Consider the following 22,815-nt stretch of genomic DNA (forward strand, 5'->3'; position numbering starts at 1 on the left):
AGTGGAAACGCGCGGCCAGGCACACGGAAGGCGGCTCTCTGACCAAGGCGGTCACAGGGCCAGCTCTGGCGGCGCGGCACAGGAGTGCGCTCCGTGGTAGCCGTGGTGACCGCAACGGGGAAGGGCGAAGGCCTCAGCCGTACCGGACCTGAGGTTATCCGGTACATAGGACGTCGAGGGGGCGCTCGGCGATTGCCGCGGACAGAGCAGGCCGCGGCCTTGTACGGCCGGTTTGAACTGGATATGAGCACCTTTCCTCACCCCGCAACGATTCGGCTGGGGCTTGATCCGGGGCCTGCGTCTCAAGACCACTCCAAGATTGTCATGGAAGCGAGTCAGCTGAGGTTCTGCGACTCCACCGGCTTGTGGACGCTCATCTCCCGGGCAGCGCCTGGCGGAGAAGGGCGGCGGGCTGCGCCTGGTCGGCGTACACGGGCCACTGGCCCGCCTGCTGACCGTTACAGCTGATCGACCTGCTCCCGCCGTGTGGCAGTCTGACGCAGTCCACCAGCTGGCCGACGCGCTGACGGCGCCGAGCAATCACCACGAGCCCCGCTCAGACCAACAGGACCGGCGACGAAATCAGGTGTCACGCGAGTTAACCGTCCGAGGGTGGGACGGTGGCTCGTTTGATATCGCGGCGGGCGTCGCGGCGGTTGGCGTGCACGCTGGTGATCGTGACGGTCGTCAGGACCACGATGATGACGCCGAGTGAGACGAGGGTGGGGATGTCTGGCACCGCGGGCCAGATGCCGTGCGCCCAGTGCAGGAGGAGCTTGACCCCGATGTAACCCAAGATGACGCCGAGCCCGTGGTTGAGGTGCCGCAGCTTCTCCAACACGCCCAGCAGCACGAAGTACAGCGCCCGCAGGCCCAGCAGGGCGAAAGCGTTGGTGGCGAAGACGAGGAAGGGGTCGTCGGTCACGCCGTACACCGCGGGCACCGAATCGACCGCGAAGACGATGTCGGTGCCGAAGACGGCCACGATGGCCAGCGCCAGCGGGGTCAGGGCGCGCCGGCCCTGCTCGCGCACCACCAGGCGGGAGCCGCGGTAGTCGCTGGTGACCGGCATGAAACGCCGCACCAGGCGGACCGAGCGCATGGAGGAGATGTCCACCTCCTGCTCCTTGCCGCTCAGCGCATCCTTGAGGATCTTCCACGCGGTGACGATCAGGATCGCGCCGAACAGCAGGAACGCCCAGGTGCCACTCTGCAGCGCGGCCGCGCCCAAGACGATGAAGACCGCGCGCAGCACCAGTGCCCCGATGATGCCGTACAGCAGCACCCGCTGGGCCCGCTCGCGCGGCACCGCGAACGCGGACCCGAGCAGCCCCCACGTCCCGCCGAGGTGCGGCCACGACCGCAGCGCCTCGAGGCCACCCACACCGAGGGCAGCACCAGCAGCGCCACCCCCGCCCTGGCCGGGGACAGGCGCCGCAGCAGCCCGTGGGCGACCAGCCCGAACGGCACCCACACCAGCCCGAGGACCAGCACCGCCAGCGGCCAGTACACGCCCAGGAACGGCAGCACCCAGTGGTGCAGCGTCGCGAAGAAGCCCGCCGACGCCCACCAGCTCCGCCATCCGCCTCACCGAACGTCCCCGCGCGGGCCACCAGGAGCAGGAACGGCACGAGGCCGAACCACGCCCACCACCAGGCGTTCACGGCGGGGAAGGCGAGGGCCAGGCACGCGCCGGTCACGGCGGCCAGCAGGCGCAGGGCCCAGCGGCGCGCCAGGCCGGCGCGGTCGGCCGGGGCGGTGACGGACGCGGTCGGCACACCGCCCTGCTACCCCCCACCTGGCGCCCGTCACCGTCCCCGGCCGCTGCGCAGAGCAGGAACGGCCTGGTCTGCGTATAGCGCAGCCGCTCGACGAAGTGTTCGGGGACGGGGGGAACGGATCCGCCGCATGCGGAACACAGGCCCTCGGAAACTCGCTGCCGAGCAGCGTGATGTCTCTCAGCTGCGCAGGCCCGCCGGCCAGGTGACCCTACCGGCGCACTGTCGGGCAGCGTGTCCGAAACATGAATTTCATCACATACACTTTGTCCAGCATTCTCGCGGTGGTGGTGACCGTATCGGGTGGCCCGCGCTTGCCTCGGCTGAGCAATAGTCGGCCGGCCAGGAGCCGGTGATCGCTGCCCTCGTGATCGACACGCGAGTCTGCCCGGTGGGAAGGACCCGCCGCTCGGCACGTTCGTCGGCGCCATCCTGACCGTTCTGCTCGACAGGCCTGAACCTGTTGCCGATCTCAGTATTTCGGCAACACACCATGCACGGTGGTGACCGCGCTCGCGGTCCTCCTCGACACCCGACGTCGCAGGCCACGAACCAGTAAGAAGAAAGAACCTGTGCGAGTTTTCGCGATTCTCATTTTCGGCGGCGCGTTCGGTCTGGCTGCCTGCGGCTTGCCGGTCGCAGGCAAGGTCTCGGGAGACCTCACGATCGGCATGTCGGTGTCGACCCTGAGCAATCCCTATTTCGTCCAGTTCCGCGATGGAGCGGAGGCCGCGGCGCAGCGTTCCGGGATCAAGCTGACGATTGCCGACGCCCGCAACGACGCCTCCCGGCAGGCCGCCCAGATCAGAAGCTTCACCAAACAACGCGTCAAGGCGATCATTCTCAACCCGGTCGACTCCGACGCGGTCGCTCCGGCGGTCACGATGGCAGGCCAGGCTGGCATCCCGGTGATCGCGGCCGACCGCAGCGTCAACGGTTCCGAGGTGACGCATACCGTGACCTCCAACAATGTCGCCGGAGGGAAGCTGGGTGCGAAGGTGCTGGCCAAGCAGCTTGGTGGGGAGGGCAACGTGGTCGTGCTCCAGGGTACGGCCGACACTTCAGTCTCCCGTGACCGCGACCGGGGCTTCAGCGATGGGATCGCCGCGTACCCGAAAATCAAGGTCATCGCCAGGCAGCCGGCCGACTTCAACAGGGCCACGGGCCAGCGCGTCATGACGAACCTGATGCAGCGTCACCCCGACATCACAGGGGTGTTCGCGAGCAACGACGAAATGGCACTGGGCGCGATCCAGGCGCTGGCGAACAGAGCAGGGCATCAGGTCAAGGTGGTGGGCTTCGACGGCACGCCGGACGGGATCAAGGCGGTACAGGGGGGCACGATGGCCGCCACGGTCGCCCAGCAGCCGAGGCTGATCGGCTCGCGAGCCGTGAACGACGCCATCAAGGCAGCCAGAGGGCAAGTCATCGCGAATTCGGTGGCGGTTCCCATCAAGCTGGCGACCAAGGACAACGCGCAGGAGTTCTGGACTTTCTGAGGTGGCTGCCGTGAATAGAGCGGCACGCGCAAGCCCGCAAGAGAACACAGCCTGCTGACCCAGATCATCGCCGATCTGGAGGCTCGGCTCGCCGAGCCGGCCAGCTGATCACTCACCACGCCTGAGCAACCGTCACGGGTCCACGCCATGGCTGAAGCTCGATACCTGCATGACGGTTCGTCATAGCATCGTCAGCAAGGGAGATTCGTCCCGCTACTTCACCAGGCGGGACGGCCAAAGGCGGGAGAAGGCGAAGAGGGCCGTGAATGCATCCGATGACCGTTGCGTCGCCTGGACGTTCCTCACTCATCACGCCCGGGTGCTGATCGAGATTGCCCGCGACCCCGAAGTGCGGATACGCGACATCGCCGCCAAGGTAGGCATCACCGAATGCGCGGTGCAGGCCATCATTACCGACCTGCACCAGGCCGGCTGCCTGGCCCGCGAGCGGAGCGGCCGGCGCAACCGCTACAGCCTGCACCTCGACCAGCCTTTCCGCCATTGGACCGAGGCCGGGTGCCGATCCGCCTGCTGGTCGCCATCTTCACTGACCACGACCTGCACCGCCAGGCCGACCCATCGCCGGGAGCGGCATGGGCGTCCGGGAACACTGTGTGACTCGCGCGTCCAGAACGCCATCTCAGGGGAGGCGCAGGTGCGCGATGTCGAGGACGAGCCGTTGTTCATTGAGCCGGCCGCTGGGCTGGACATCGGTAGAAGGAAATCTAGGCCACCATCCGGATTCCGAGCGGGAACAGGCCCGGCGGCCGCATGCAGGAGACCCGAACCTTCGGTACCACCCGGCAGAAGCTGCTGGCGGTCGTTCACCTCGTCACCAGACGGTTAATGATCGCTGCAATCCAGCGTTCCACCATGGCGTCGTGGCAAACCATGCGCGGATTGTCGGATTCCGGAGCGGGAGAAGTACCGCTCCTCAGCGGGTTGGTGTCCCGGAACGCCCTTCGCAAGGGACACCCTCCGTGCCGGCGCAGGGATTTTCGCCGGTCTTCAGCAGCATCATCACGCCGATTAGGAAAACGAGATAAGCCAGACCCACAAGAAGCACCCACGCACCCTCCGGCATGGTGGGCCGCCACGCCGACTGCGGTGGCCCGGCGCCGTTCTCTCCACGTGACCCGGCGAGCATGGCGTCGAGGTCGGGATCATTAAACGCGAGGCACTCCTCTAGCTCATCGAGTGCCTGCTGTTCCTCTCGTGAGAGTCCCATGACGTCACGCGGCGTCCAGCCGCTCCCTCTGCTTGCAATGCGCTCTGGCCTTCAGCCGGGACATGTGCCCTGGGAGATTCCATGTGGCTGCGACATCGCCTCCAAGACAGTCCCTTCGCACCTCGATTGCAGTATGCAACCCTTACTGGGGGCATGGAAGAAGAGAAAGACGCTTTTGACCTTTAGCGTCACAAAAAGTGATGTGAGGGGCTTATCTCCCTGCCGTGCCAGCCGACGGTGCCGCGCACGGGGATCAGTGGATCGAGGAGGGCTGTATGAGGCTGCGATAGCGGGGCAAGGGCGTCTTATGAAGACACCGGCTGAGTTCCCGTAAGACCTGGTCTCAGCGAAACTGACTGCCCCAGACTCGTCCGGAGAACTCGACGCCGGCGGCCGCATCTGACTCGGGCCCGAGTTCCCCGTCATTCATGCGCAGCAGCCAGCCCGAAACCGGAGCCGGTGGCCCGACACCGCCTCCGCTCCGGCATCGTGTTCGCCGTGTTCGGCATCGGGGCGGGCCGACCGTGCATTACAGGCTGAACACCGACCCCTGGGCTGTCTGCTCCAGAGTCACCTCGTCGCACAGGTGCTGGATCACTCACAGGCCGAACCCGTGGCCGCCGGTCGGGTCGACGGTGGCCGCGGTCAGGTGCTCGGGTGCCGGCCGCCGACGTCGAGGACCTCCACGGTGACGCCGTACTCGTGGCGCGGGCGGTGGCCAGGCCCCCTGGCCGCCCGCCGTGGTCGAGCACGTTGGTGACCGCCCGCGCTGACCGCTATCACCAGGCCTCCAGCCGCTCGCCGGTTAATTCGTGGTGTACATGCCCTCGTGTGACGTCGTAGCCGTCGATGGCCTTGACCAGGCCGACTTTTCCGGATGGGGAGGTCCTTCAAGACTCCCCGGCGGCGAAACGCCTGTTGAACTACCGCGACGGCGCCGCTCGTCGAAGTCGGCCACGAGCGCTTCACCCGCCGGCTCGGGGACACGAGCCTGCAGGTGACGGTACGAGCCGATCCCGCCCTGCCAGGTACGGCACGCTTGTGGATCTCCGCCGACTACTTGGCGGAGATCGAGGTGTAGCAGGTGGTGCCGCAGCCGGACTCCTGGACCACGACCAAGGACGGGACGGTGCTCGACTTCCCCGTCACAGGCGATCGGGTGGAGGTCCAGATCCAGCTGAGCCCCGACCAGATCGGGACGCTTCGCGGCGCCATCGGCGCGCCCGGGCAGCAGTCGGCCCGGTCCTGGCAGTTTGTCTATCCCTAGGAGACATGACATGGACGCGGTGCTGCGGGCGGCGGCAATCTACCTGGCCCTGCTGATCATCTTTCGGGTCAGCGGCAAGCGCACGCTGGCCCAGGTGACCACGTTCGACTTCATGCTCCTGCTGATCATCTCGAGGCCACTCAGCAAGCGCGGTTCGGTGAGGACTTTTCCATCACGATGTCACTGCTCGTCATCCTCACCCTGGTCGGACTGGACCGGCTGGCGGACTACCTCGGCTGGCGCTTTTCACATGTCGGCATGGTCCTCGACGGCGCTCCGGTGGTGCTCATCGAACGCGGCCGACTGCTGGAGGACCGGATGCATCAGCACCACCTCGACCTGGAGCAGGTGCTCCAGGAAGCACGCTCCAGCCAGGGGATCCGCAGCGTCGACGAGATCGACTACGCCATCCTCGAACGCTCCGGCATCATCAGCGTCATCCCGAAGAAGAACTGACTCTCCCATTACCCTGCCGACGACGGAGCAGCGTCGCAAGCTCGCCGCGGGCGTCTCCGTGCGAACGCATGCGCCAGGGGCACGATGAGCTTGTGCGATACGCGTTGAATGTTCTCCCAAGGTCGATTGAGGGTTCGTGATGAGCTTGCAGCAGCTGTATGGAGTGTTGCTGGCCGGCGGAATCGTCCTGCTGGCCGGTATCGCCGCTGCACGCACCGCCAGCCGACTCGGCCTACCCAGCCTGCTGCTGTTCCTCGCCCTCGGTGTGCTGCTCGGCGAAGACGTTCTCGGCATCGACTTCGACGACGCCCAGCTGGCCCAGACGCTGGGCACCACGGCGCTGGCCGTGATTCTCATCGAGGGCGGCCTGAGCACCCGATGGGCTGACATCCGGCGGGTTCTGCTGCCTTCGGCTCTGCTGGCCACCGTCGGCGTTGCGGTCAGCGTGCTGATCACCGCGGCGGGGGCGCACCTGCTACTAGGTATGCATTGGCAACTGGCCCTGCTACTGGGCGCGATCGTCTCCTCCACCGACGCTGCCGCCGTCTTCTCCGTCCTGCGCGAGCTGCCGCTGCCCCGCCGCATCGCCGGGATGGTGGAGGGCGAGTCCGGCTTCAACGACGCCCCAACCGTCATCTTGGTGCTGGTGTTCAGCACGGCTACCATCGGCGCGCCCGATCTGGCTGCCATCGCCGTGCAAGTCACGTTTCAACTGATAGCGGGGGCGATGATCGGGCTGCTGACCGCCTGGGCGGGCGTGGCCGCGTTGCGGTATGTGGCGTTGCCCGCCGCTGGTCTGTATCCACTGGCCACTGTTGGCTTGGCGGTCATCGCCTTTGCCGCGGCCGGCGCCGCCGGCGCATCCGGGTTCATCGCCGCCTACCTGGCCGGTATCGTGCTGGGCAACGCCGTGCTGCCGCACCGTGCGGCTACCCGTTCCTTCGCTGACGGCATGGGCTGGCTGGCCCAGATCGGCTTGTTCGTCATGCTGGGACTGCTGGTCACCCCCCGTCAGCTGCCCGCCGCGCTGTTGCCGGCCACGATCGTCGGACTGGTTCTGCTGCTGCTGGCCAGACCCGTCTCAGTGGCCGGCTGCCTGACCCCGTTCCGCACCAGTTGGCGGCAGCAGGCGTTCATCTCCTGGGCAGGGCTGCGCGGCGCGGTGCCGATCGTGCTGGCCACCTTTCCCATCGTGGCCGCCGTGCCCGGCAGCCAGCAACTGCTGAACATCGTCTTCGTCCTGGTCGTCGTCTTCACCATCATCCAAGGACCGACCCTGCCGCTGATCGCACGATTGCTTCGGCTCGCCGAACCGCATGAGGCCAGGGAAGTCGACATCGAAGCCGCACCCCTCGACGTCCTGCGCGCCGACCTGCTCACCCTCACCGTCCCGCCCAGCTCCCGCCTGCACGGAGTGGAGATCTTCGAGCTGCGGCTCCCCAAGCCCTCGACCGTCACGCTGATCATCCGCAACGGCGACACCATCGTCCCCGAGCCCCACACCCGCCTGAGCGCAGGTGACGAGGTGCTCATCGTCACCACCCCTGTCACCCGCGCCCACGTCGAGCGACGCCTGCGCGCCGTCGGCAGGGGCGGCCGCCTCGCCCACTGGCACGGCGAACGCGGCGAGCCCGACCTCGACCCCGGTCGCAGCGCCACGACACCCGCCAAAACGATCAAGTCAGCGTTACCGCCGCTGGCACACCGCTTCTGGCTGCCGGAGCAATCGAACAAGCCCGAACAGCGTGAAGAGCTGACCGACGCCCGCTCTCAGCCCTCCGCCCCGGCCCTACCGCGCCGACGGCGTTGTTCACCCGAACGCCCTGATCGACGAATCAACCTCGCGACGCGATGCTTTCCCAGTATCCCGAGTGATCGCAAGAGCAAGATCATGCTGTTGAGGCAGGCAAGGATTGATCGAGCTTCTGCGCTGTTACGCCTCACCGGAAACGCAGGGGCAATCGGCTCGGGGTCAGACCGGCCTCCTGGGACGGTGGCGTGGCCTGGCGGGCGCCCATGAGAAGGGCGAGGTCGGACGGTTCCGCCGCAACCGCCTGGTCCCCGTCCCGCAGGTCGCCTCGATCACTACGACGACCCGGCCTGATGACAACACCGATAGCGCGGCTCAGGCGCGCCTACGCGTTCCTCGTATGAGGGATGGGATCATCCTTCGCAGGCACGGGGATGAGGTCTTCGGGTAGCCGAGCGCCCGTGACCTCAGCACGGATCATGGCCGTGAACAGTTCGGGCTTTTCGCCGCTCCATGCGTGTCCCACTCCGGGTGCCAGGTAGGCCTCACCCTGGGGAAATGCTGCGGCGATCTCGGCCAGGGACCGCTTGGTGAGATCATGCTCGTTCTCGCCGGCCACTGCCAGAATCCGACACCGGGAGTCCTTGGTCTGGGGCGGAAGCCGAAAGCCGAGGGCTTCGCTGCTGACCTTGCGGAATGCCTGCCGGGTGGTGGCCCGCGCGGCGCTCTGGTAGCCGTCGATGTCGGCCGCAGGAACGTGGAGCGCGCGAGCATTGGCCCGCAGCACCGGCCCCCATTTCATGGCCGGTGCCATCAGCGCACCCATGAGCCGCAATCTGCCCGGGTGGGGGAACGGCAGCACGTTCACCCCGCTCACAATCGCGCTGACCACCACCTCGGGAGCTGTCGCGGCCAGATACGCCCCCACGTAACCGCCAAGGGAAAGCCCAACGACGTGCGCCCGGCCCGACGGAGCCCGCGCGGCGATCACCTCGGCTACCAGACGGGCGGTGTCGGCGATCGAGACCCACGGGCACGTGTTGCTTTGCCCATGCCCCGGCAGATCGGGAACCAGCACACGCATGCCGGTCGCCAGTGCGGAGACCTGCCTGTTCCACATCCAGCCGCTAGTGCCCACACCGTGCAAGAGCACCACCGCCGGAGCGTCGGTCGGACCCGCCTCTTGGACAAAGATCGCCATACCCGCCATGCTGGCACAGCCATCTCTGACCGTGCGGGCCTCACCCTCGTTCTTCCGCGAAGTAGTGCCCGTTGTCATGGAAGACAGCCCCGTTGCGGCACCGTGAGCGGCCGGTTCTCGAGTCGCGTTGTGCGCCGTTCAGGCCGGGCCGGTCAAGTGGGCACAGGCCCACTTCATGGGCAGGGGACAGCAAGTCAGCTAGCTGCCTCATCACGATCGCGGAGTGGTACCAAAACTCATTCGCCGACGATCGTTCGAAGATCTCCAACTGGTACCAGAACTCATTCAAAACCGGCACCCGAACTCGTCCGCCGAATCACGCATGGAATCCTCAGCCGGTTTCCGTACCAGGCCAGGTGATCGTCACCAGGTTCGGGGTAGCTGTCCTAATGGGCACCGCGCTGCTCACGCTGCAGCTCGCCACCGAATTGGGGGTCGGCGGCCTGGCTGGCGGCATTGTTCACCGCGATGTCCGCGGGATCCGGGTGGTGGTCTGAGAGCTTGATGCGCCTCGTCGTCCCTGAGCTCATCGGGGCGACAGTCCTTCTCACCGTGGGCTCTGCCCTCGTTCAAGAGACCGAACCCGCCGCTACCGGCTACAGGAGGAGAGGGTCATCATTGGCTGACAGGAAGAGGGACCCCGTGGCGGTGATCGGACTGGGCCGGTTCGGCAGCGCACTCGCTATCGAACTCACCCAGCGCGGCACCGAAGTACTGGGCATCGACAACAGCCCCAAACACGTGCAGGCCCTTTCAGGGCAGATCACCGACATCGCCACGGCGGATTCCACCGACTTGGCGGCCTTGAAGCAGCTCGGTGTGCCCGACTTCTACCGCGCCGTGGTGGCGATCGGCAGTGACCTCGAAGCCAGTATCCTGACCGCTTCCCTGCTCGTCGAGCTGGAAATCGGCCATATCTGGGCCAAGGCGGTCAGCCGGCAGCATGGGCGGATCCTGCGCCGAATCGGCGTCCATCACGTGGTTTTCCCCGAGCACGACATGGGTGAGCGAGTCGCCCATCTGGTCAGCGGCCGGATGCTCGATTACATGCAGGTGGATGAGAACTTCGCGTTCGCCAAGATGTGTCCTCCGGAGGAATTCGTCGACATTCCGCTCGGGCAATCTGGCCTGCGTCGCCGATACGGTGTCACGGTTGTGGCCGTCAAAGTCCAAGGGGAGGAGTTCACCTACGCAACCGCGGAGACCGAACTCGGGCATGGTGACATGATCATTGTTTCCGGCCGTACGGACCGGGTCGAACGCTTCGCCGAACTGCCGTAGGCGTCCGCGACATTCGTAGGATGGGAGTAGTGGATCGGTTGGAGTCCCTCATATGAGAGCCGCGGTCCCATGGCGCGCGTGGTGGTGATGGCGCTGGGCACCACGATCGGCGCCGCCACTCCGGTAGGGCTGCAGGGTGATAATCCGGCCGCCAAAGGTGGTCAACGCCGCCGCGCAGGCCGAGTCGGTGGCGCCGGGTGATGGCCCGCAGGCCGAGCGGAAGTCGACCGCCGGGGTGCCCGGGCCGCGAAGTGTCGCCCGCAGTCTGGGCGCGATAGCGGTTGCGCAGGTGGGCCGTTTTGTGGTCGCATTGCTGATCATGCGCGCGTGCCTGATCCTGCGGGCGGTTCAAGTGCCAAGACTTCCTGAAAGCTCACCACGTCCGTGGCGGCTCGTCCTCGTGACCGCGCCGGTCAGCTGCGCCTGAGAGTGAGACCGGCATGAGGATACGAAGGCGGCGGGACGGTCCAGCCATCGGATTCGCCGGTCTCTTCGGCAAGTTCCAGCATCCCGCGCAGGTCGTGGTCGGCGTTTTCGCCCTGACCATCCTCATCGGCACACTGCTGCTGAAAACGCCGATGGCCACCACCTCACCCGGCTCGATCGACTGGCTGACCGCACTGTTCACCGCGACCTCGGCAGTCTGCGTGACCGGCCTGGTCGTCGTCGACACCGCCTCGACGTGGTCGGCGTTCGGCGAGGTGGTGATCGCCCTGCTGTTCCAGGCCGGCGGGCTGGGGATCATGACACTGGGCACGTTGTTCGCCCTGCTCGTCTCGGGCCGTCTCGGGCTGCGCGCCCGGCTGCTGGCCCAGGCCGAAAGCAAGGCGCTGGGCACACCGAACCTGCGCCGCGTGATACGCAACATCGTGCTGTTCACCCTGACCTGCGAGGCAGCGGCGGCGATCGTGCTGAGCATCCGGTTCGCCACCGCCTACGACCATGGCCTGGGCCGCGCCCTGTATCTGGGCGTGTTCCACGCGATGTCGGCCTTCAACAACGCCGGCTTCGCCCTGTGGCCCGACAGCCTGGTGCGTTTCGCCGCCGACCCATGGATCTGCCTGACCATCGCGCTGACCGTACTGGTGGGCTCGCTCGGCTTTCCCGTCGTGTTCGAGCTGTGGCGGCAGTGGCGTCACCCCCGACGCTGGTCGGTCCTCACCCGCCTCACCCTGGGCGTCACCGCCTTCCTGCTCGCGATGGGCACGCTGATTCTCCTGAGTACCGAGTGGCACAACCCCCGCACCATGGGGCCGCTGGCCGACTGGGACAAGCTCATGGCCAGTTTCTTCCTCGCCGTGATGCGCACCGGCGGCTTCAACACCGTCGATCTGTCCCAGCTCCACCCCTCCAGCTGGCTGGTCAGCGACCTGCTGATGTTCATCGGCGGCGGCAGCGCCGGCACCGCGGGCGGCATCAAGGTGACCGTCCTCGGGCTGTTGATCTTCATGGTGTGGACCGAGATGCGCGGGTACGCCGATGTGAATATCGGCCACCGGCAGATCCCGGCGACCGCCCAGCGCCAGGCCATCGCGATCACTCTGATTGGAGTGAGCCTGGTCGCGATCTCCACCTACCTCCTGGTGGTGATCAGCCCGCACACGCTGGACCAGGTGCTGTTCGAGGTCACTTCTGCCTTCGGCACGGTCGGCATGTCCCTGGGTATAACCGCCGGCCTTCCCGCGGCGGGGCAGCTGCTGCTGATCGTGCTGATGTTCATCGGCAGAACCGGTCCCCTCACGCTGGGCTCGGCTCTGGCGCTGCGCGAGCGCGACCGCCGCTACGTACTGCCCAAGGAATACCTGATCGTGGGCTGACCCGGCGCAACGAAAAGAAGGGGGCGTCACGTGTCCATGTCTCCGCCCCTCGGCGCCGGAGGAGGGCTGCCTCTAACGGGCGCGACCTGATGTAGTCACCGGGGTTCGGATGGCAGCGGCCGGCGCGGCCCCCAGGTGTCGGAGAGCCGGTTGGCCAGGACGTAGACGAGGTTGACGGTCAGGATCGCCGGGGCGACCACCGCCACGAAGCCGGGGAAGTCCCGTTCGAAGGCCAGGGCCAGGATGATCGCGGTGATGCCGTTCTGCTGGGCCAGTCCCAGGTGGATCCGGTCCGTGACCGGCAGCCCGTGGGTGAGGACCAGGGCGGCGAGCATCTGTGCGGCGAAGGCGGCCAGCCCGAGCAGCACGCCGGTCATCAGGTTCGCTCCGCCGACCAGCAGCAGCCCCATCAGGAACGCCGACAGCGCGAACGCGGCGGTCACCGCCCGCGATAGCCATCGCGAGTCGGGCAGCCGCAGGTACAGTCCGGCCGTGGCCACGCCCAGCATCAGAGACGTCCACGCCGCGGAGACGACCGCCGTGACCGCCGCCAGGTAGCTCAACACCGGCGGAGCCTTCCTGACCAGCCGCCACGCCGGCGTCGGGGCAAGGTCGTGTGGGCGGAGTTCGATTTCCCCGGAGAAACAGGAATTCGGGATGCCTCTCCAAGCCTGGCCACATCGTCGGCTGCTCGAGAGGCAGTGGATGTCTTGGGCCAGTTGTGAAACGCCCGATGGATGAGTGTGTGCCAGTGGCATCGCTCACCCGTCCACTCCGGCGCCGTTCTACCGCCCGGCACGTCAAAGAACCTTGGCCGTCGGCATTCATATCGCGTCCGGTGCCCTGTCCTTCACAATGCCGGCTGCGATGGGCGCCATAAAGGAACCCTCCGCCAAGTCCGCCTTAGCGTTGAAAGATCCTTGGAGCGGCCGACGTCAACCGACCTGACTCGAACGCTGCTGGTCACCGCCGGAAGCTTCGGCCGGGCCCGTCGAGCAGGATGCCCAGGGCCATCGCGAAAGCGAGCTCGCGGAAGGGCTGCAGCGGGACGATGGCCAGCAGTCCGAAGCTGGCGGCGAGAGTGATGCCGGCGGCTGTGATCGCCCTGACCGACTGGGGGACGGCCAGGATGATGGCCTTGCGAAGGCCGAGGTTTCTCGCCTCTTCCCAGACATGGCCGATACCGAAGATGTTGTAGTCGGAGCCCAGGGCCACCAGCAGCACACCTGCGGCGAAGGGGACATAGAACGTCAGTCCGGCGTGACCGAAGACCGACTGGAACACGTGGACGGCGAGGCCGAGCGAGGCCGCGACCGACAGCACGCTCCTAGCGAGCAGGTACACGGTGACCCAGGACGGACCACGGCCGAGCCCACAGCCCCCGCTCTCCCGCCGTCACCGTGCCGCTGGCCGTGAGGTGACCGTGCTCGGGGAGTGCCTGGTTGCCCTCGACCGCAGTGAGCAGGCGATGGAGAGCATCCGTCGCGGCCTGCGGGCGCTCAGCGATCTCGATGGGCCGCGGCTGGAGAGTGTCATCGACGAGTTGCAGCGCATCCAGCCGGAGTTCCAGAGGCTGGGTGAGCGGTGCAGAGCCGAAGCGGAGGTCCGGACCGCCGAGCCGACCGTCACCTCCTCGTGATCCGCAAGCTCCAGGTGACGGCCCGTTTCCCACCGTCGCCGCCGACGAAGAGTTTGGACGCTGTCGCTCAGTCCCGGCCCGGCAGCGGCTCACGTCGCTGCGTGCGGTCGGCTGCTGGACCGCTCCCCAGGTCCGGCCGGAAAAGCCGCACGAGCTCCATGGGCACGGGGAAAGCGACGGTGGATCCAGGCTGCGCTGCGGCGTCCACCAAGGAACCGAGCGTGCGCAACTGCATCGCAGCCGGATGCTCTTCCAAGATCCCGGCGGCGTCGCCCAGGTTCTGGGCCGCCTCCTTTTCGCCGAGCGAGTGGATCACCCGTGCCCGGCGGTCGCGTTCGGCCTCGGCCTGGCGGGCCATCGCCCGACGCATCGTCTCGGGTAGAGACACGTCCCGTACCTCTACCAAGGACACTTTGACCCCCCACGGATTGGTGAGGTCGTCGATCACGCGGGCCAGCTGCTGGTTGATCTCCTCGCGCTTCATCAGCAGGTCGTCCAGGCTGCGCTGGCCGAGGATGCTGCGCAAGGTGGTCTGTGCGATCTTCGAGGTGGCGACCCGGTAGTCCTCGATGGCGATGACCGATCTAACGGGTTCGAGGACCTGGAAGTAGGTGACCGCGTCCACTCTCACCGTCACGTTGTCCGAAGTGATGATCTCCTGCGGTGGGACGTCCGCGGTCTGGATGCGCAGGTCGACCCGGACCATGCGATCGACGATAGGGATGATGAAGAACAAGCCGGGTCCTCTGGCGCCTTGGATCCGCCCCAAGCGGAAAATCACTCCGCGCTCGTACTCTGGCACGATCTTGATGGCGTTGGCGAGGATGAACAGCAGGACGAGTACGGCGATGCCGATGCCGATGAGTGTTTCGTTCATGAGGCGCTCCCTTGGTCACGCGTTACCATCCGGTGGGGACGGGTCCGGCACCTGCGGCTCTACCAGCAGAGTGATCCCGTCGACTGCTACGACCCGGACTTGCTGCTTCGGTTCCAGGGGTGCTCCGATGCTGCGCGCCTCCCACCAGGCGCCATCCATGAAGATCCGCCCTCGATCTCCCTCGCCTTCGTCCATCCGTGCCGTCCTGCCGATCAGAGCCGCCGTGCCGGAGGCGGCGGTGCCGTGCCTGGTGCGGTAGACGAGGCGTCCGGCGATGATGGCGAGGATGACCACGAGAACAGCCGTCGGCAGCGCCACCATGGGATCCACGCGCACCCCCTGCGCCTCGTCGAACAGAAAGACGGCGGCGAGAACGAGCACCACCCCGCCGCCGATGGCGAATCCGGCGATCCCCGGTGCGAACAGCTCGGCCACGAACAATCCCGCCGCGATGAGCAGGAGCAGCAGCCCGGCTGCGTTGACGGGCAGCACGGCCAGGCTGAAGAGGGCGAGGACCAGGGATACCGCCCCGATGATCCCCGCCACGCCGATGCCGGGGGAGGCCAGCTCGTACAGGAGGCCTAGCATGCCCAGCATGAGGAGGAGGTAGGCAAGGTTGGGGTTGGCTAGGAACTGCTGCGCTTGGCGGAGGAGGCCCCAGTCGTCACGAACGATCTCGGCTCTGCTGGTGCGGAGCGTGCTCGTGCGGTCGCCGGCCATCTGGACTTTGCTCCCGTCGACCTTGGCGAGCGCCTCCTGGAGGCTGGACGCCATGTCATCCACCACTCCCAGCCGCACTGCCTCCGTCACGCCGATCGAGCGGCCCTCGCGCACCATCGCGACGGCGAATTTCGACGTTGCGGTCCCGCAACCGGGCCAGCGCCTCGGCCTGAGCGGCGGCATCGTTGATCACCTTGGCTCCCAGGTCCTCGCCCTGCATTCCTACGGGGGTGGCCGCGCCGATGGACGTGCCGGGCGCCATGACGGCGGCGTGCGCGGCCAGCGTGATGATTGCCCCTGCGGAGGCGGCTCGGGCTCCCTCCGGGGACACGTACACGATCACGGGTGTCCGGCTGCCCAGGATGTCCTGCACGATGTCGCGCATCGACGTGGCGAGCCCTCCTGGAGTGTCCAGCTGGACCACATAGGCGGCGTACCCTTCCCGTTGGGCCCGTTGCAGGGACTGCTCGACGTAGTCTGCGACCACCGGCGTAATCTCGGTTCGCACCGTGGAGACCAGGACGCTTTGTGAGGGGGTGCCAGGGGCGCTGCCCGTGCCCCCTGCTTCGCTCTCGTGGTTTCCTCCGCTCAGCAGGAGGCCCATGAAGAGCACGGCGAGCGCAACCGTCCGGATCCGGGTCATGGATGTCTGGAGAAGAGCGTGGGCTTGAGACGGCACGTTTATCCCTCCCCCTGGCTCGGCTCACGGCCCGTCTACCCGCGAACAGCCGATTCTCACGTACGGTGATGAGCCGAACGCGTCGCGGATCCATCAGCCGTTCAACGTTTGTCCACTTCCGGCGTGTTTCGCCGGTCTGCCGCTTCCTGCAGGAGGCGGTGCAGGGTACCCGCGTGGGTGAGAAGAACCATGACGGTTGCGGCGGTCGACGGCGCCGGCATCGGCCTCGCACTGGTCCTGCTGCAGGTGCCGCTCGCTCTGGCCCTGGCTTTCCTCACCTTCCTGTTCGCGTTCGTGCCCATCGTCGGCGCGATTGTGGCCGGCGCGGTTGCCGTGCTGATCGCTCGGGTGAGCAACGGAGTGACCGACGCGCTGCTGGTCCTAGCTGTGGTCGTCATCTTCCAACAGATGGAGGGCAACCTGCTGGGACCGGTCATCATCGGCAAGGTAGTGCGTCTGCACCCGGCCGTGGTGCTGGTAGGCGTCACCGCCGGGACATTTGATCGGCGGAATCGCGGGCGCGGTCGTGACCGTCCCTCTCACTGCGGTGGTCTATCGCACGGTCGAACGAGGTCTCTCCTTCACCGATCATTCTCCGCTGGAGAAAGCTGCGGAACCACCCGAACCTGAGAAGCGCCGTGGTCAGCAGTCCGGTCCTCAGGTAAAGGGGAACTTCACAGGGCAAGAGCGTCGGCCGAGTAAGCCAGGAGCAGGAGGGAAACGACATGCTCACCCTTACCGAGAACGCGGTGGAGGCCATCAAATCCATGGCCGCCGACGCGGGCACCCCCGACGGGCCCTCCGAGCATGCGCCCGAGCACTCGCGCGGGCGCATGCTCGGACCTCGGGCTCTTTACACCCTCAAACAGCTCAGCGCCGTTGCCTTTGTATGGGTATGGCGGGCCGTCCGCACTGGCTGATGTTGTACGCGTACTCCTCAAACGATCATATTGCGGGTGCCCGAAGCCGAGTACCGAGTCGGAGAGCGTCCGCCGATCTCTCAGTTAGGCCCCCGACTTGTTGAGCAGATCGGGTCCCCAGTTCTGTCTTCGGTCAGCCCGACGACTGCTGCTTCTGCTCGCCCTCCTGCGAGGCTTGCTCGAGGTCCTGATCTGACAGGACGCGTGTGTCCGGATCGGCGGTTCCTGCGGGAGGTTGGAACCGCAGGCCATCCATGTAGGGGGTGGGCTCCTTGCGCCGAAAGTCGGTGAACTCCTTGGCGTAGTAAGCCCACTGTCCGCTCCACGACGACGCTGCCGTCGAGGTTCGCCAGCGGGGTGAACTTGTCCGCAGGCACGCGATAGTCGATGACGCTTTCGACGCAATCGATGTGCGGCGCCGGGAAGTCGTGGCGAAAGAACGCACGTGAAGCTGTGACGCGCTTCCACGGACCTGCGCCGTACCAGGTGAGGAGCGACGCCGTGGCCTCGTGTGGCTCGCCATAGGCGTCGAGCACCAGTTGGGCGGCCTCGCGCGATTCCTGTGGCCAGTCCTTGATGAGGCCGGATGCGGTCTGATTCATGTACGTCCCATGTCCCCGGGAGGCGGTATAACCGTGGCGTCTGCAGATGGGATGGGCTCAGCGTAGCGCACCGTGGACCGGGACTGGCCCACGGCGTCCGGCTGAGCAGCGAGGGGTTCGGGCGCCGTCCGATCCCCTTCTGCCGTACGTGCATGTGCGGTGCTGAATGAACCTCCGGTTCAGGGAGGGTTCCGCTCTCTGTCAGAGGGCGAGGGCCAACGCATCCACTTGCCAACCCTGTCGGCGTAGGCCGTAGAGCGCAGGCCTGCCCTGTTTTGAGCGCGCTTCGGCGTGCGCCCTAACGTGGCCGCTGCTGTGGGCTGCTCTGGCTGGGCGGACCGGTCGCTCCTGCCGGCTCCAGCTGGGGCAGCAGGGCGTTGAGCGCCTGCTCGGTTTCCCGGCAGGCCTCTGCGCAGATGCGGCAGTGTTCGTGCTGGCTGCTGTGCTCGGCGCAGGAGTCGCCGCAGGTCTTCGTCGCCTGGATCGCGGCCTGTACCTGTGCGCGGGACAGGTTGGCGTCGTAGCCGGTGTGCCGCGACAGGACCGCTGCGGTGGTCGAGCAGATGGCGGCGCAGTCGAGGTTGTCCCGGATACATCGGCTGAGCATCGGCAACCGCTCGGCGGCCTCCGACAGGCAGGCATCGGCGCAGGCCGTACAGGCCTGGGCGCAGGCTTCCAATGCGTCGATGGCGGCGGCCAGTTGCCTGTGGTCGAGGTTGATCTGGGCCGGGTAGGCGTCCAGCATCTTCTCGGTGTAGGTCATGGCGACCTCCTCGCTGTTGGCTGTCCGGTGACGCCTACCCGCCGAAGCTACATGCAGACCTGCGACGCGTGAGCGCGCAACCTTCGAGAACTTCCCAAGTCAGCCGGGGCATCAAGGCCCGCCGCGCCGTCCGTCTGCAGCGTGTGGTGGCGCAACCGAACCACGGGCCGTCCTGCGTCGGTGACTGGAGACCCTCTGGCCGGTGACGGGCGTGGTTCTGGCAGCGGACCCCTCATCGGGCGGGAAACGACGGTGGCGGCGTTGTCGGACACTCCGACTTCGCGCAACCGGTCTTGTGAGTAAGGGACCATCAGCCGCCCCATTGATACGGTTACTACACGATCGTATAATTTAAGGTACATTCGAGTAGTCATGTACACGAACATGTAAAGGAGTCTGCCGATGGCGAGGATCGAGGCGGACCTCGAGGATCTGAGCACTCGCGCCCGCATCAGGGATGCCGCACTGCGGCACTTCGGCGAGCACGGGTTCGGAGGGGCATCGATCCGCGGGATCGCCGAGGCCGCCGGTGTCTCCTCGGGCCTGGTACGCCACCACTTCGGCTCCAAGCTGGCGCTGCGCGAGGCGTGCGACGACTACCTCATCAAGACGGTCCGCCGGATCAACGACGAGGCGCGCACCGACACCATGCTCGCCGATGTGAACCCGGTGGCCGCCGCTCAGGCAGCGCTCGGGCCGTACCAGCGCTATCTCGCGCGCGCCCTGACCGAGGGCTGGGCCGCGCCGCTGTTCGATGAGATGGCGCGGCTGAGCGAGGAGTGGCTGGAGGAGGTCGACAAGGCGCGCCCGGATCCTCCCTTCGCCAGCCGCAAGGCCCGCGCGACCGTGGCCACCGCAATGAGCCTGGCCGTCCCCATCCTGCACCAGCACATCTCCCGCGGGCTCGGCGTCGATTTGGCCAGCCCGGAGGGGGCGCACCTGCTCGCGATGACCCTGCTCGACATCCACTCCCACCCCATGGTCACCCCGGAGGCTGCGGCTGCGATGCGCGAGGGTCTCGAAAAGCTCCGGGACAAAAGCCTTTGAACTCCTTTCGCTTAGGAGGCACGACATGACAGAGGGCGCCATCGAGCTGCCTTGGACGGCACGTATCTCGCGGCCCACCCCATTTGATCCGCCGGAGATCTTCGCCCGGCTCCGGGACGAACGCCCGCTGCGGCCAATGACCTTCGCCGACGGGCACGAGGGCTGGCTGGCCAGCGGCTACGACGCGGTCCGGGCCATCCTGGCCGACAATCGCTTCAGCGTCCGGCGCGAGCTGGCCCACCCACCGGTCACGATGCCCAACGCCCAGGCGCAGGCCATGTTCTACGCGCCGGTTCCGCCGGGCACGTTCGTCCGCCAGGATCCGCCGGAGCACACCCGCTATCGCCAGCTGCTGGCAGGCCAATTCACCTTGCGGCGGATGCGGCAGCTGGAGATACGGATCGCCGGGGTGACCCGCGACTGCCTGGACGCCATGGCAGAGGCCGGGCCACCCGCCGACATCGTCCAGGCGCTGGCCCGCCCGGTCCCGTCGCTGCTCATCTGCGACCTGCTCGGCATCCCCGAGCAGGATCTGACAACCTTCCGGCAGGCCATGGACACCGTGCTCGACCCGGACTCCTCCCCTGAACAGGTCCAGCAGGGCTATGTCGGCATGCTCGCCATCTTCCCGGACCTGATCGCCGGCAAGCGCGCGCACCCCACCAGTGATGTCTACAGCGACCTGATCAACGGCAGCGACCTGACCGATGAGGAGCTGATCACCGTCGGCCTGCTGCTGTTCGCCGCCGGGAACGAGACGACCAGCACCATGATCGCGTTCGGGACGTTCGCCCTGCTGGAGCACCCCGACCAGCTGGCGGCTCTGCGCCGCGACCCCAGCCTGATCGACAACACCGTCGAAGAGCTGCTGCGCTACCTCACGGACCCGGCGGCATGCTCCGAACGGCGCTGCAGGACGTCGAGATCTGCGGCGAACTGATCCGCAAAGGCCAGACCGTCGAGCTGCTCGTCGGTGCCGCCAACCACGATCCGGCCCGCCACGGCTCTTGCCGCGCGGCAACTCGGCAGATCGTTCATCGGAATCGAGATCAGCGAACCGTTCTGCGACCTCGCCCGCGCACGCATCGTGGCCGCCGCTGCCGAGTCGGCTGCGAAGGAGCTCGAAGAGTGACTCCCAGGCTACAAAGGGCCTGCTCGGGGCCTCCCGAATCCCATTCAGAGCCGTACGCTGGCGGGCCCGGAACAGCAGGCAATCCGTCCGCCATCCGGGTGGTGCCACCTGATGAGCCGCCGTGCCTGACCCAGGAGCGGCGGTCGCGTTGTTCCGCATACTGCTTAGCGCCTACGAGCGACTCAAGCAGAAGGAGATGAGAAAGGAGAACTGAGTGACTGAGTTGGCGTTCTGGGGCCGGTGCTCGACGGAGGACCGGCAAGACCCGGAGGCGTCGCGGGCATGGCAGATCAGCCGCGCCAGAGCGCTCGTGGAGCCTCGTGGAGGCCGGATCGTGGCGGAGTTCTTCGATGTGGACAAGTCTCGCTCGATACCGCCGTTGAGACGGCCCCAGGCCGCCCTGCTGCTGGGGCAACTCGCCATGCCGGACCACGGGTTCGACGCGGTGGTGGTGGGTGGCCTCAGCGGGCGTTCTACGGCAATCAGGCTCGGGCACCCACAGCGGCACGCCGTAGTGCTCGAACAGCGGGAAGGTCAGACCGAACCGTCGGCGGGCCGATCGATCCCGCCAACGAAGCACATGAGCTGATCATGTCCATGTTCGGTGGGATCAGCAAAGGGGAACGGAACCGGATCAAGATCCGCGTAAGGTCATCCATGGCGGCGCTGGCGCAGGTGGAAGGGCGATACCTGGGTGCTCGGCCGCCGTACGGCTACTGCCTGGTTGACCTGGGCCCTCACCCGAACCCCAGCAAAGCCGCGGACGGCAAACGGCTCCACGGCCTTGCACCGCATCCGGCGACGAGCGACGTAGTCCGGCGCATCTTCCGAGAGTTCCGCGCAGGCAAAGGAATCTTCGCCATCGCCGAAGGGCTCACCAAGGATGGGATTCCATGCCCGTCGGCGCAGGATCGGCAGAAGAACCGGCACCGTGACGGGATTGCCTGGTCCAAGAGCGCCATCCGGGCGATCATCATCAATCCGCGCTACACCGGCCGCCAAATCTGGAACAAGCAACGCAAGGACGAGGTGCTCATCGATGTCCAGGACGTTGCTCTCGGCCACATGACCAAGCAGCGGTGGAACGCCGCGGATCAGTGGGTCTGGTCTGCGGAAGTCACTCATGAGCCGCTGGTCACGCCGGAGGAGTTCGAGCAGGCGCAGGAGATTCTCGCCGGTCGGGGACGCGGGCCGACCAGCCACAAGCCGCATCCCACGCGCAGGCCCTATGCCCTGCGCGGGGTTCTCTTCTGTGGCTACTGCACTCGGCGTATGCAAGGCAACTGGAACCACGGGCAGTCCTACTACAGGTGCCGCTATCCGGCGGAATACGCCCTGGCCAATGACGTCGACCATCCGAAGACGGTCTATCTACGAGAAACCGACGTCCTGCCGTCGCTGGATGCGTGGCTGGCCGTGCAGTTCGGTGGGCGGCTCGAGGAGACGGCGCGCGTCCTCGCTGATTACGGCCAGGAGCCGAAGGACGGGATCGCGGAATCGCTCAAGCTGAAGATCGAAGAGTGTGACCGCAAGCTCGCTCAGCATCGGGCAGCACTTGAGGCCGGCGCGGATCCGGCACTGATCGCTCAATGGATGGCTGAGACGCAAGCACAGCGAGTTTCGGCTCAGGCGCAGCTACGACAGTCCAGCGGCCGACGCCGCATGACGCGAGAGGAGATTCACGCCGTGATGATCGCACTAGGTGACCTCGTCAAGGTCATTCGGGAAGCTGATCCACTCGACAAGGCCGAGCTCTACGCCCAGATCGGGCTGCGGCTGACGTACAGACCCCAGAAACAGCTCGTGGAGGCTCAGGTTGTCCCTGGCCCCCACGTGTGCAAAAGGTACGTGTCCGAGGGGGGACTTGAACCCCCATGCCCATCACTGGGCACTAGCACCTCAAGCTAGCGCGTCTGCCTATTCCGCCACCCGGACTTGGTGCCTGCACGCGAGACCGTCATCTCGCGTCGGCTCAGTAAGGTTAGCAAACTCTGCGGAGTGCGTCATACCAAGAATCCGGTCACTCTTCGAAGACCTCTCGGTGTTGTTGTTCGGCATTTCCGCTACTTATCACCGCAGCACGCTCGGCCCGAAGCTGGCGGAGTTCCTGCGGAGGTTCGATCACGCCAACATCTGTCTCTTATACACAGCTGGCGCCG

At 66.6% G+C, this 22,815-nt stretch carries 24 protein-coding genes, 1 tRNA gene and 1 pseudogene; 15 read left to right on the plus strand and 11 right to left on the minus strand.

Annotated elements, in window-relative coordinates; translation table 11 throughout:
* Window positions 1-598: 598 nt before the first annotated feature.
* Complete coding sequence (locus ETD86_RS26760) at window positions 599-1,384, minus strand: TerC/Alx family metal homeostasis membrane protein (RefSeq protein ID WP_246148221.1); 786 nt, start codon at window positions 1,382-1,384, stop codon at window positions 599-601.
* Window positions 1,385-2,281: 897 nt separating this feature from the next.
* Between ETD86_RS26760 and ETD86_RS26765 the strand changes: the two genes are divergently transcribed.
* Window positions 2,282-3,277, plus strand: a complete 996-nt coding sequence (locus ETD86_RS26765) for a substrate-binding domain-containing protein (protein WP_246148224.1) — start codon at window positions 2,282-2,284, stop codon at window positions 3,275-3,277.
* 319 nt (window positions 3,278-3,596) lie between these two features.
* A complete protein-coding gene (locus ETD86_RS58360; RefSeq protein WP_246148227.1) occupies window positions 3,597-4,124 on the plus strand; it encodes a MarR family transcriptional regulator in 528 nt (175 codons plus the stop codon).
* An 87-nt stretch (window positions 4,125-4,211) separates the two neighbouring features.
* On the opposite strand, the gene ETD86_RS60175 is transcribed toward ETD86_RS58360, so the two are convergent.
* Window positions 4,212-4,505 carry a DUF3040 domain-containing protein gene (locus tag ETD86_RS60175; protein WP_138668929.1) on the minus strand — a complete coding sequence of 98 codons (294 nt, stop codon included), beginning with the start codon at window positions 4,503-4,505 and terminating at the stop codon, window positions 4,212-4,214.
* 1,084 nt (window positions 4,506-5,589) lie between these two features.
* On the opposite strand from ETD86_RS60175, the gene ETD86_RS26780 reads away from it, so the two are divergent.
* The 3 genes from ETD86_RS26780 to ETD86_RS26790 all read left to right on the plus strand — a co-directional run bounded on the left by ETD86_RS26780 (window position 5,590) and on the right by ETD86_RS26790 (window position 8,248).
* A complete protein-coding gene (locus ETD86_RS26780; protein WP_138668930.1) occupies window positions 5,590-5,772 on the plus strand; it encodes a hypothetical protein in 183 nt (60 codons plus the stop codon).
* Between the two features lie 177 nt (window positions 5,773-5,949).
* Entirely contained in the window at window positions 5,950-6,228 is a 279-nt protein-coding gene (locus tag ETD86_RS58365) for a DUF421 domain-containing protein (protein ID WP_246148230.1), read from the plus strand.
* Between the two features lie 139 nt (window positions 6,229-6,367).
* Complete coding sequence (locus ETD86_RS26790) at window positions 6,368-8,248, plus strand: potassium/proton antiporter (RefSeq protein WP_138668931.1); 1,881 nt, start codon at window positions 6,368-6,370, stop codon at window positions 8,246-8,248.
* Between the two features lie 115 nt (window positions 8,249-8,363).
* Here ETD86_RS26790 and ETD86_RS26800 read toward each other — a convergent pair whose 3' ends face one another.
* Window positions 8,364-9,179: an alpha/beta fold hydrolase gene (locus ETD86_RS26800; RefSeq protein ID WP_170223282.1), complete on the minus strand. Its 816-nt coding sequence runs from the start codon at window positions 9,177-9,179 to the stop codon at window positions 8,364-8,366.
* 618 nt (window positions 9,180-9,797) lie between these two features.
* Between ETD86_RS26800 and ETD86_RS26805 the strand changes: the two genes are divergently transcribed.
* Together ETD86_RS26805 and ETD86_RS26810 are read left to right on the plus strand one after the other, a co-directional pair.
* Window positions 9,798-10,460, plus strand: coding sequence for a potassium channel family protein (locus ETD86_RS26805; RefSeq protein WP_246148232.1), 663 nt, complete (start codon window positions 9,798-9,800; stop codon window positions 10,458-10,460).
* Between the two features lie 440 nt (window positions 10,461-10,900).
* Complete coding sequence (locus ETD86_RS26810; RefSeq protein WP_138668935.1) at window positions 10,901-12,277, plus strand: TrkH family potassium uptake protein; 1,377 nt, start codon at window positions 10,901-10,903, stop codon at window positions 12,275-12,277.
* Between the two features lie 95 nt (window positions 12,278-12,372).
* On the opposite strand, the gene ETD86_RS26815 is transcribed toward ETD86_RS26810, so the two are convergent.
* Window positions 12,373-12,843, minus strand: coding sequence for a hypothetical protein (locus tag ETD86_RS26815; protein ID WP_138668936.1), 471 nt, complete (start codon window positions 12,841-12,843; stop codon window positions 12,373-12,375).
* 397 nt (window positions 12,844-13,240) lie between these two features.
* Window positions 13,241-13,621 (minus strand): MMPL family transporter, encoded by a 381-nt coding sequence (locus ETD86_RS26820; protein WP_138668937.1) that lies wholly within the window; start codon window positions 13,619-13,621, stop codon window positions 13,241-13,243.
* A 124-nt stretch (window positions 13,622-13,745) separates the two neighbouring features.
* On the opposite strand from ETD86_RS26820, the gene ETD86_RS55435 reads away from it, so the two are divergent.
* Window positions 13,746-13,916, plus strand: coding sequence for a hypothetical protein (locus tag ETD86_RS55435; protein WP_170223283.1), 171 nt, complete (start codon window positions 13,746-13,748; stop codon window positions 13,914-13,916).
* 67 nt (window positions 13,917-13,983) lie between these two features.
* Here the strand turns inward: ETD86_RS55435 and ETD86_RS26825 are convergent, their stop codons facing one another.
* The 3 genes from ETD86_RS26825 to ETD86_RS55440 are packed head-to-tail and all read right to left on the minus strand — an operon-like array spanning window position 13,984 to window position 16,156.
* Window positions 13,984-14,793, minus strand: a complete 810-nt coding sequence (locus tag ETD86_RS26825) for a slipin family protein (protein ID WP_138668938.1) — start codon at window positions 14,791-14,793, stop codon at window positions 13,984-13,986.
* A 15-nt stretch (window positions 14,794-14,808) separates the two neighbouring features.
* Complete coding sequence (locus ETD86_RS26830) at window positions 14,809-15,567, minus strand: NfeD family protein (RefSeq protein ID WP_170223284.1); 759 nt, start codon at window positions 15,565-15,567, stop codon at window positions 14,809-14,811.
* Window position 15,568: 1 nt separating this feature from the next.
* A complete protein-coding gene (locus ETD86_RS55440; RefSeq protein ID WP_484213961.1) occupies window positions 15,569-16,156 on the minus strand; it encodes a Clp protease/crotonase-like domain-containing protein in 588 nt (195 codons plus the stop codon).
* Between the two features lie 225 nt (window positions 16,157-16,381).
* Here ETD86_RS55440 and ETD86_RS58370 point away from each other — a divergent pair, with 225 nt between their 5' ends.
* Window positions 16,382-16,822 carry an AI-2E family transporter gene (locus ETD86_RS58370; RefSeq protein WP_246148234.1) on the plus strand — a complete coding sequence of 147 codons (441 nt, stop codon included), beginning with the start codon at window positions 16,382-16,384 and terminating at the stop codon, window positions 16,820-16,822.
* Window positions 16,823-16,917: 95 nt separating this feature from the next.
* Window positions 16,918-17,112: a hypothetical protein gene (locus tag ETD86_RS58375; RefSeq protein ID WP_246148237.1), complete on the plus strand. Its 195-nt coding sequence runs from the start codon at window positions 16,918-16,920 to the stop codon at window positions 17,110-17,112.
* Between the two features lie 900 nt (window positions 17,113-18,012).
* Here ETD86_RS58375 and ETD86_RS26845 read toward each other — a convergent pair.
* The gene (locus ETD86_RS26845; RefSeq protein WP_246148240.1) at window positions 18,013-18,477 is read right to left on the minus strand and encodes a four-helix bundle copper-binding protein; all 465 of its coding nucleotides are present in this window, start codon (window positions 18,475-18,477) and stop codon (window positions 18,013-18,015) included.
* A 402-nt stretch (window positions 18,478-18,879) separates the two neighbouring features.
* Here ETD86_RS26845 and ETD86_RS26850 point away from each other — a divergent pair, with 402 nt between their 5' ends.
* The 5 genes and pseudogenes from ETD86_RS26850 to ETD86_RS60180 all read left to right on the plus strand — a co-directional run.
* The gene (locus tag ETD86_RS26850; protein WP_138668940.1) at window positions 18,880-19,524 is read left to right on the plus strand and encodes a TetR/AcrR family transcriptional regulator; all 645 of its coding nucleotides are present in this window, start codon (window positions 18,880-18,882) and stop codon (window positions 19,522-19,524) included.
* Between the two features lie 25 nt (window positions 19,525-19,549).
* Window positions 19,550-20,464 carry a cytochrome P450 gene (locus tag ETD86_RS26855; protein ID WP_138668941.1) on the plus strand — a complete coding sequence of 305 codons (915 nt, stop codon included), beginning with the start codon at window positions 19,550-19,552 and terminating at the stop codon, window positions 20,462-20,464.
* A 33-nt stretch (window positions 20,465-20,497) separates the two neighbouring features.
* Window positions 20,498-20,656: a site-specific DNA-methyltransferase gene (locus ETD86_RS26860; RefSeq protein WP_138668942.1), complete on the plus strand. Its 159-nt coding sequence runs from the start codon at window positions 20,498-20,500 to the stop codon at window positions 20,654-20,656.
* A 214-nt stretch (window positions 20,657-20,870) separates the two neighbouring features.
* Entirely contained in the window at window positions 20,871-21,245 is a 375-nt protein-coding gene (locus ETD86_RS57225; protein ID WP_211370332.1) for a hypothetical protein, read from the plus strand.
* Between the two features lie 68 nt (window positions 21,246-21,313).
* Window positions 21,314-21,979 (plus strand): annotated as a pseudogene (locus ETD86_RS60180) (recombinase family protein); the annotation flags it as partial.
* Window positions 21,980-22,027: 48 nt separating this feature from the next.
* Here the strand turns inward: ETD86_RS60180 and ETD86_RS57240 are convergent.
* Together ETD86_RS57240 and ETD86_RS26870 are read right to left on the minus strand one after the other, a co-directional pair.
* Entirely contained in the window at window positions 22,028-22,201 is a 174-nt protein-coding gene (locus ETD86_RS57240; RefSeq protein WP_211370334.1) for a hypothetical protein, read from the minus strand.
* A 304-nt stretch (window positions 22,202-22,505) separates the two neighbouring features.
* Window positions 22,506-22,591 (minus strand) — tRNA-Leu (locus tag ETD86_RS26870).
* Window positions 22,592-22,815: the final 224 nt, after the last annotated feature.

Source organism: Nonomuraea turkmeniaca, from assembly GCF_005889735.1.
GTDB lineage: Bacteria > Actinomycetota > Actinomycetes > Streptosporangiales > Streptosporangiaceae > Nonomuraea > Nonomuraea turkmeniaca.

Coding starts and splice junctions, on each gene's coding strand:
- ETD86_RS60175 (WP_138668929.1), bottom strand. CDS start 4,505: ATGGGACTCTCACGAGAGGAACAGCAGGCACTCGATGAGCTAGAGGAG.
- ETD86_RS58370 (WP_246148234.1), top strand. CDS start 16,382: ATGACGGTTGCGGCGGTCGACGGCGCCGGCATCGGCCTCGCACTGGTC.
- ETD86_RS26810 (WP_138668935.1), top strand. CDS start 10,901: ATGAGGATACGAAGGCGGCGGGACGGTCCAGCCATCGGATTCGCCGGT.
- ETD86_RS26855 (WP_138668941.1), top strand. CDS start 19,550: ATGACAGAGGGCGCCATCGAGCTGCCTTGGACGGCACGTATCTCGCGG.
- ETD86_RS57240 (WP_211370334.1), bottom strand. CDS start 22,201: ATGCTGAGCGAGCTTGCGGTCACACTCTTCGATCTTCAGCTTGAGCGA.
- ETD86_RS58375 (WP_246148237.1), top strand. CDS start 16,918: ATGCTCACCCTTACCGAGAACGCGGTGGAGGCCATCAAATCCATGGCC.
- ETD86_RS26790 (WP_138668931.1), top strand. CDS start 6,368: ATGAGCTTGCAGCAGCTGTATGGAGTGTTGCTGGCCGGCGGAATCGTC.
- ETD86_RS58365 (WP_246148230.1), top strand. CDS start 5,950: ATGTCACTGCTCGTCATCCTCACCCTGGTCGGACTGGACCGGCTGGCG.
- ETD86_RS26825 (WP_138668938.1), bottom strand. CDS start 14,793: ATGAACGAAACACTCATCGGCATCGGCATCGCCGTACTCGTCCTGCTG.
- ETD86_RS26830 (WP_170223284.1), bottom strand. CDS start 15,567: ATGGCGTCCAGCCTCCAGGAGGCGCTCGCCAAGGTCGACGGGAGCAAA.
- ETD86_RS26845 (WP_246148240.1), bottom strand. CDS start 18,477: ATGACCTACACCGAGAAGATGCTGGACGCCTACCCGGCCCAGATCAAC.
- ETD86_RS26800 (WP_170223282.1), bottom strand. CDS start 9,179: ATGGCGATCTTTGTCCAAGAGGCGGGTCCGACCGACGCTCCGGCGGTG.
- ETD86_RS55435 (WP_170223283.1), top strand. CDS start 13,746: ATGGAGAGCATCCGTCGCGGCCTGCGGGCGCTCAGCGATCTCGATGGG.
- ETD86_RS55440 (WP_484213961.1), bottom strand. CDS start 16,156: ATGACCCGGATCCGGACGGTTGCGCTCGCCGTGCTCTTCATGGGCCTC.
- ETD86_RS26850 (WP_138668940.1), top strand. CDS start 18,880: ATGGCGAGGATCGAGGCGGACCTCGAGGATCTGAGCACTCGCGCCCGC.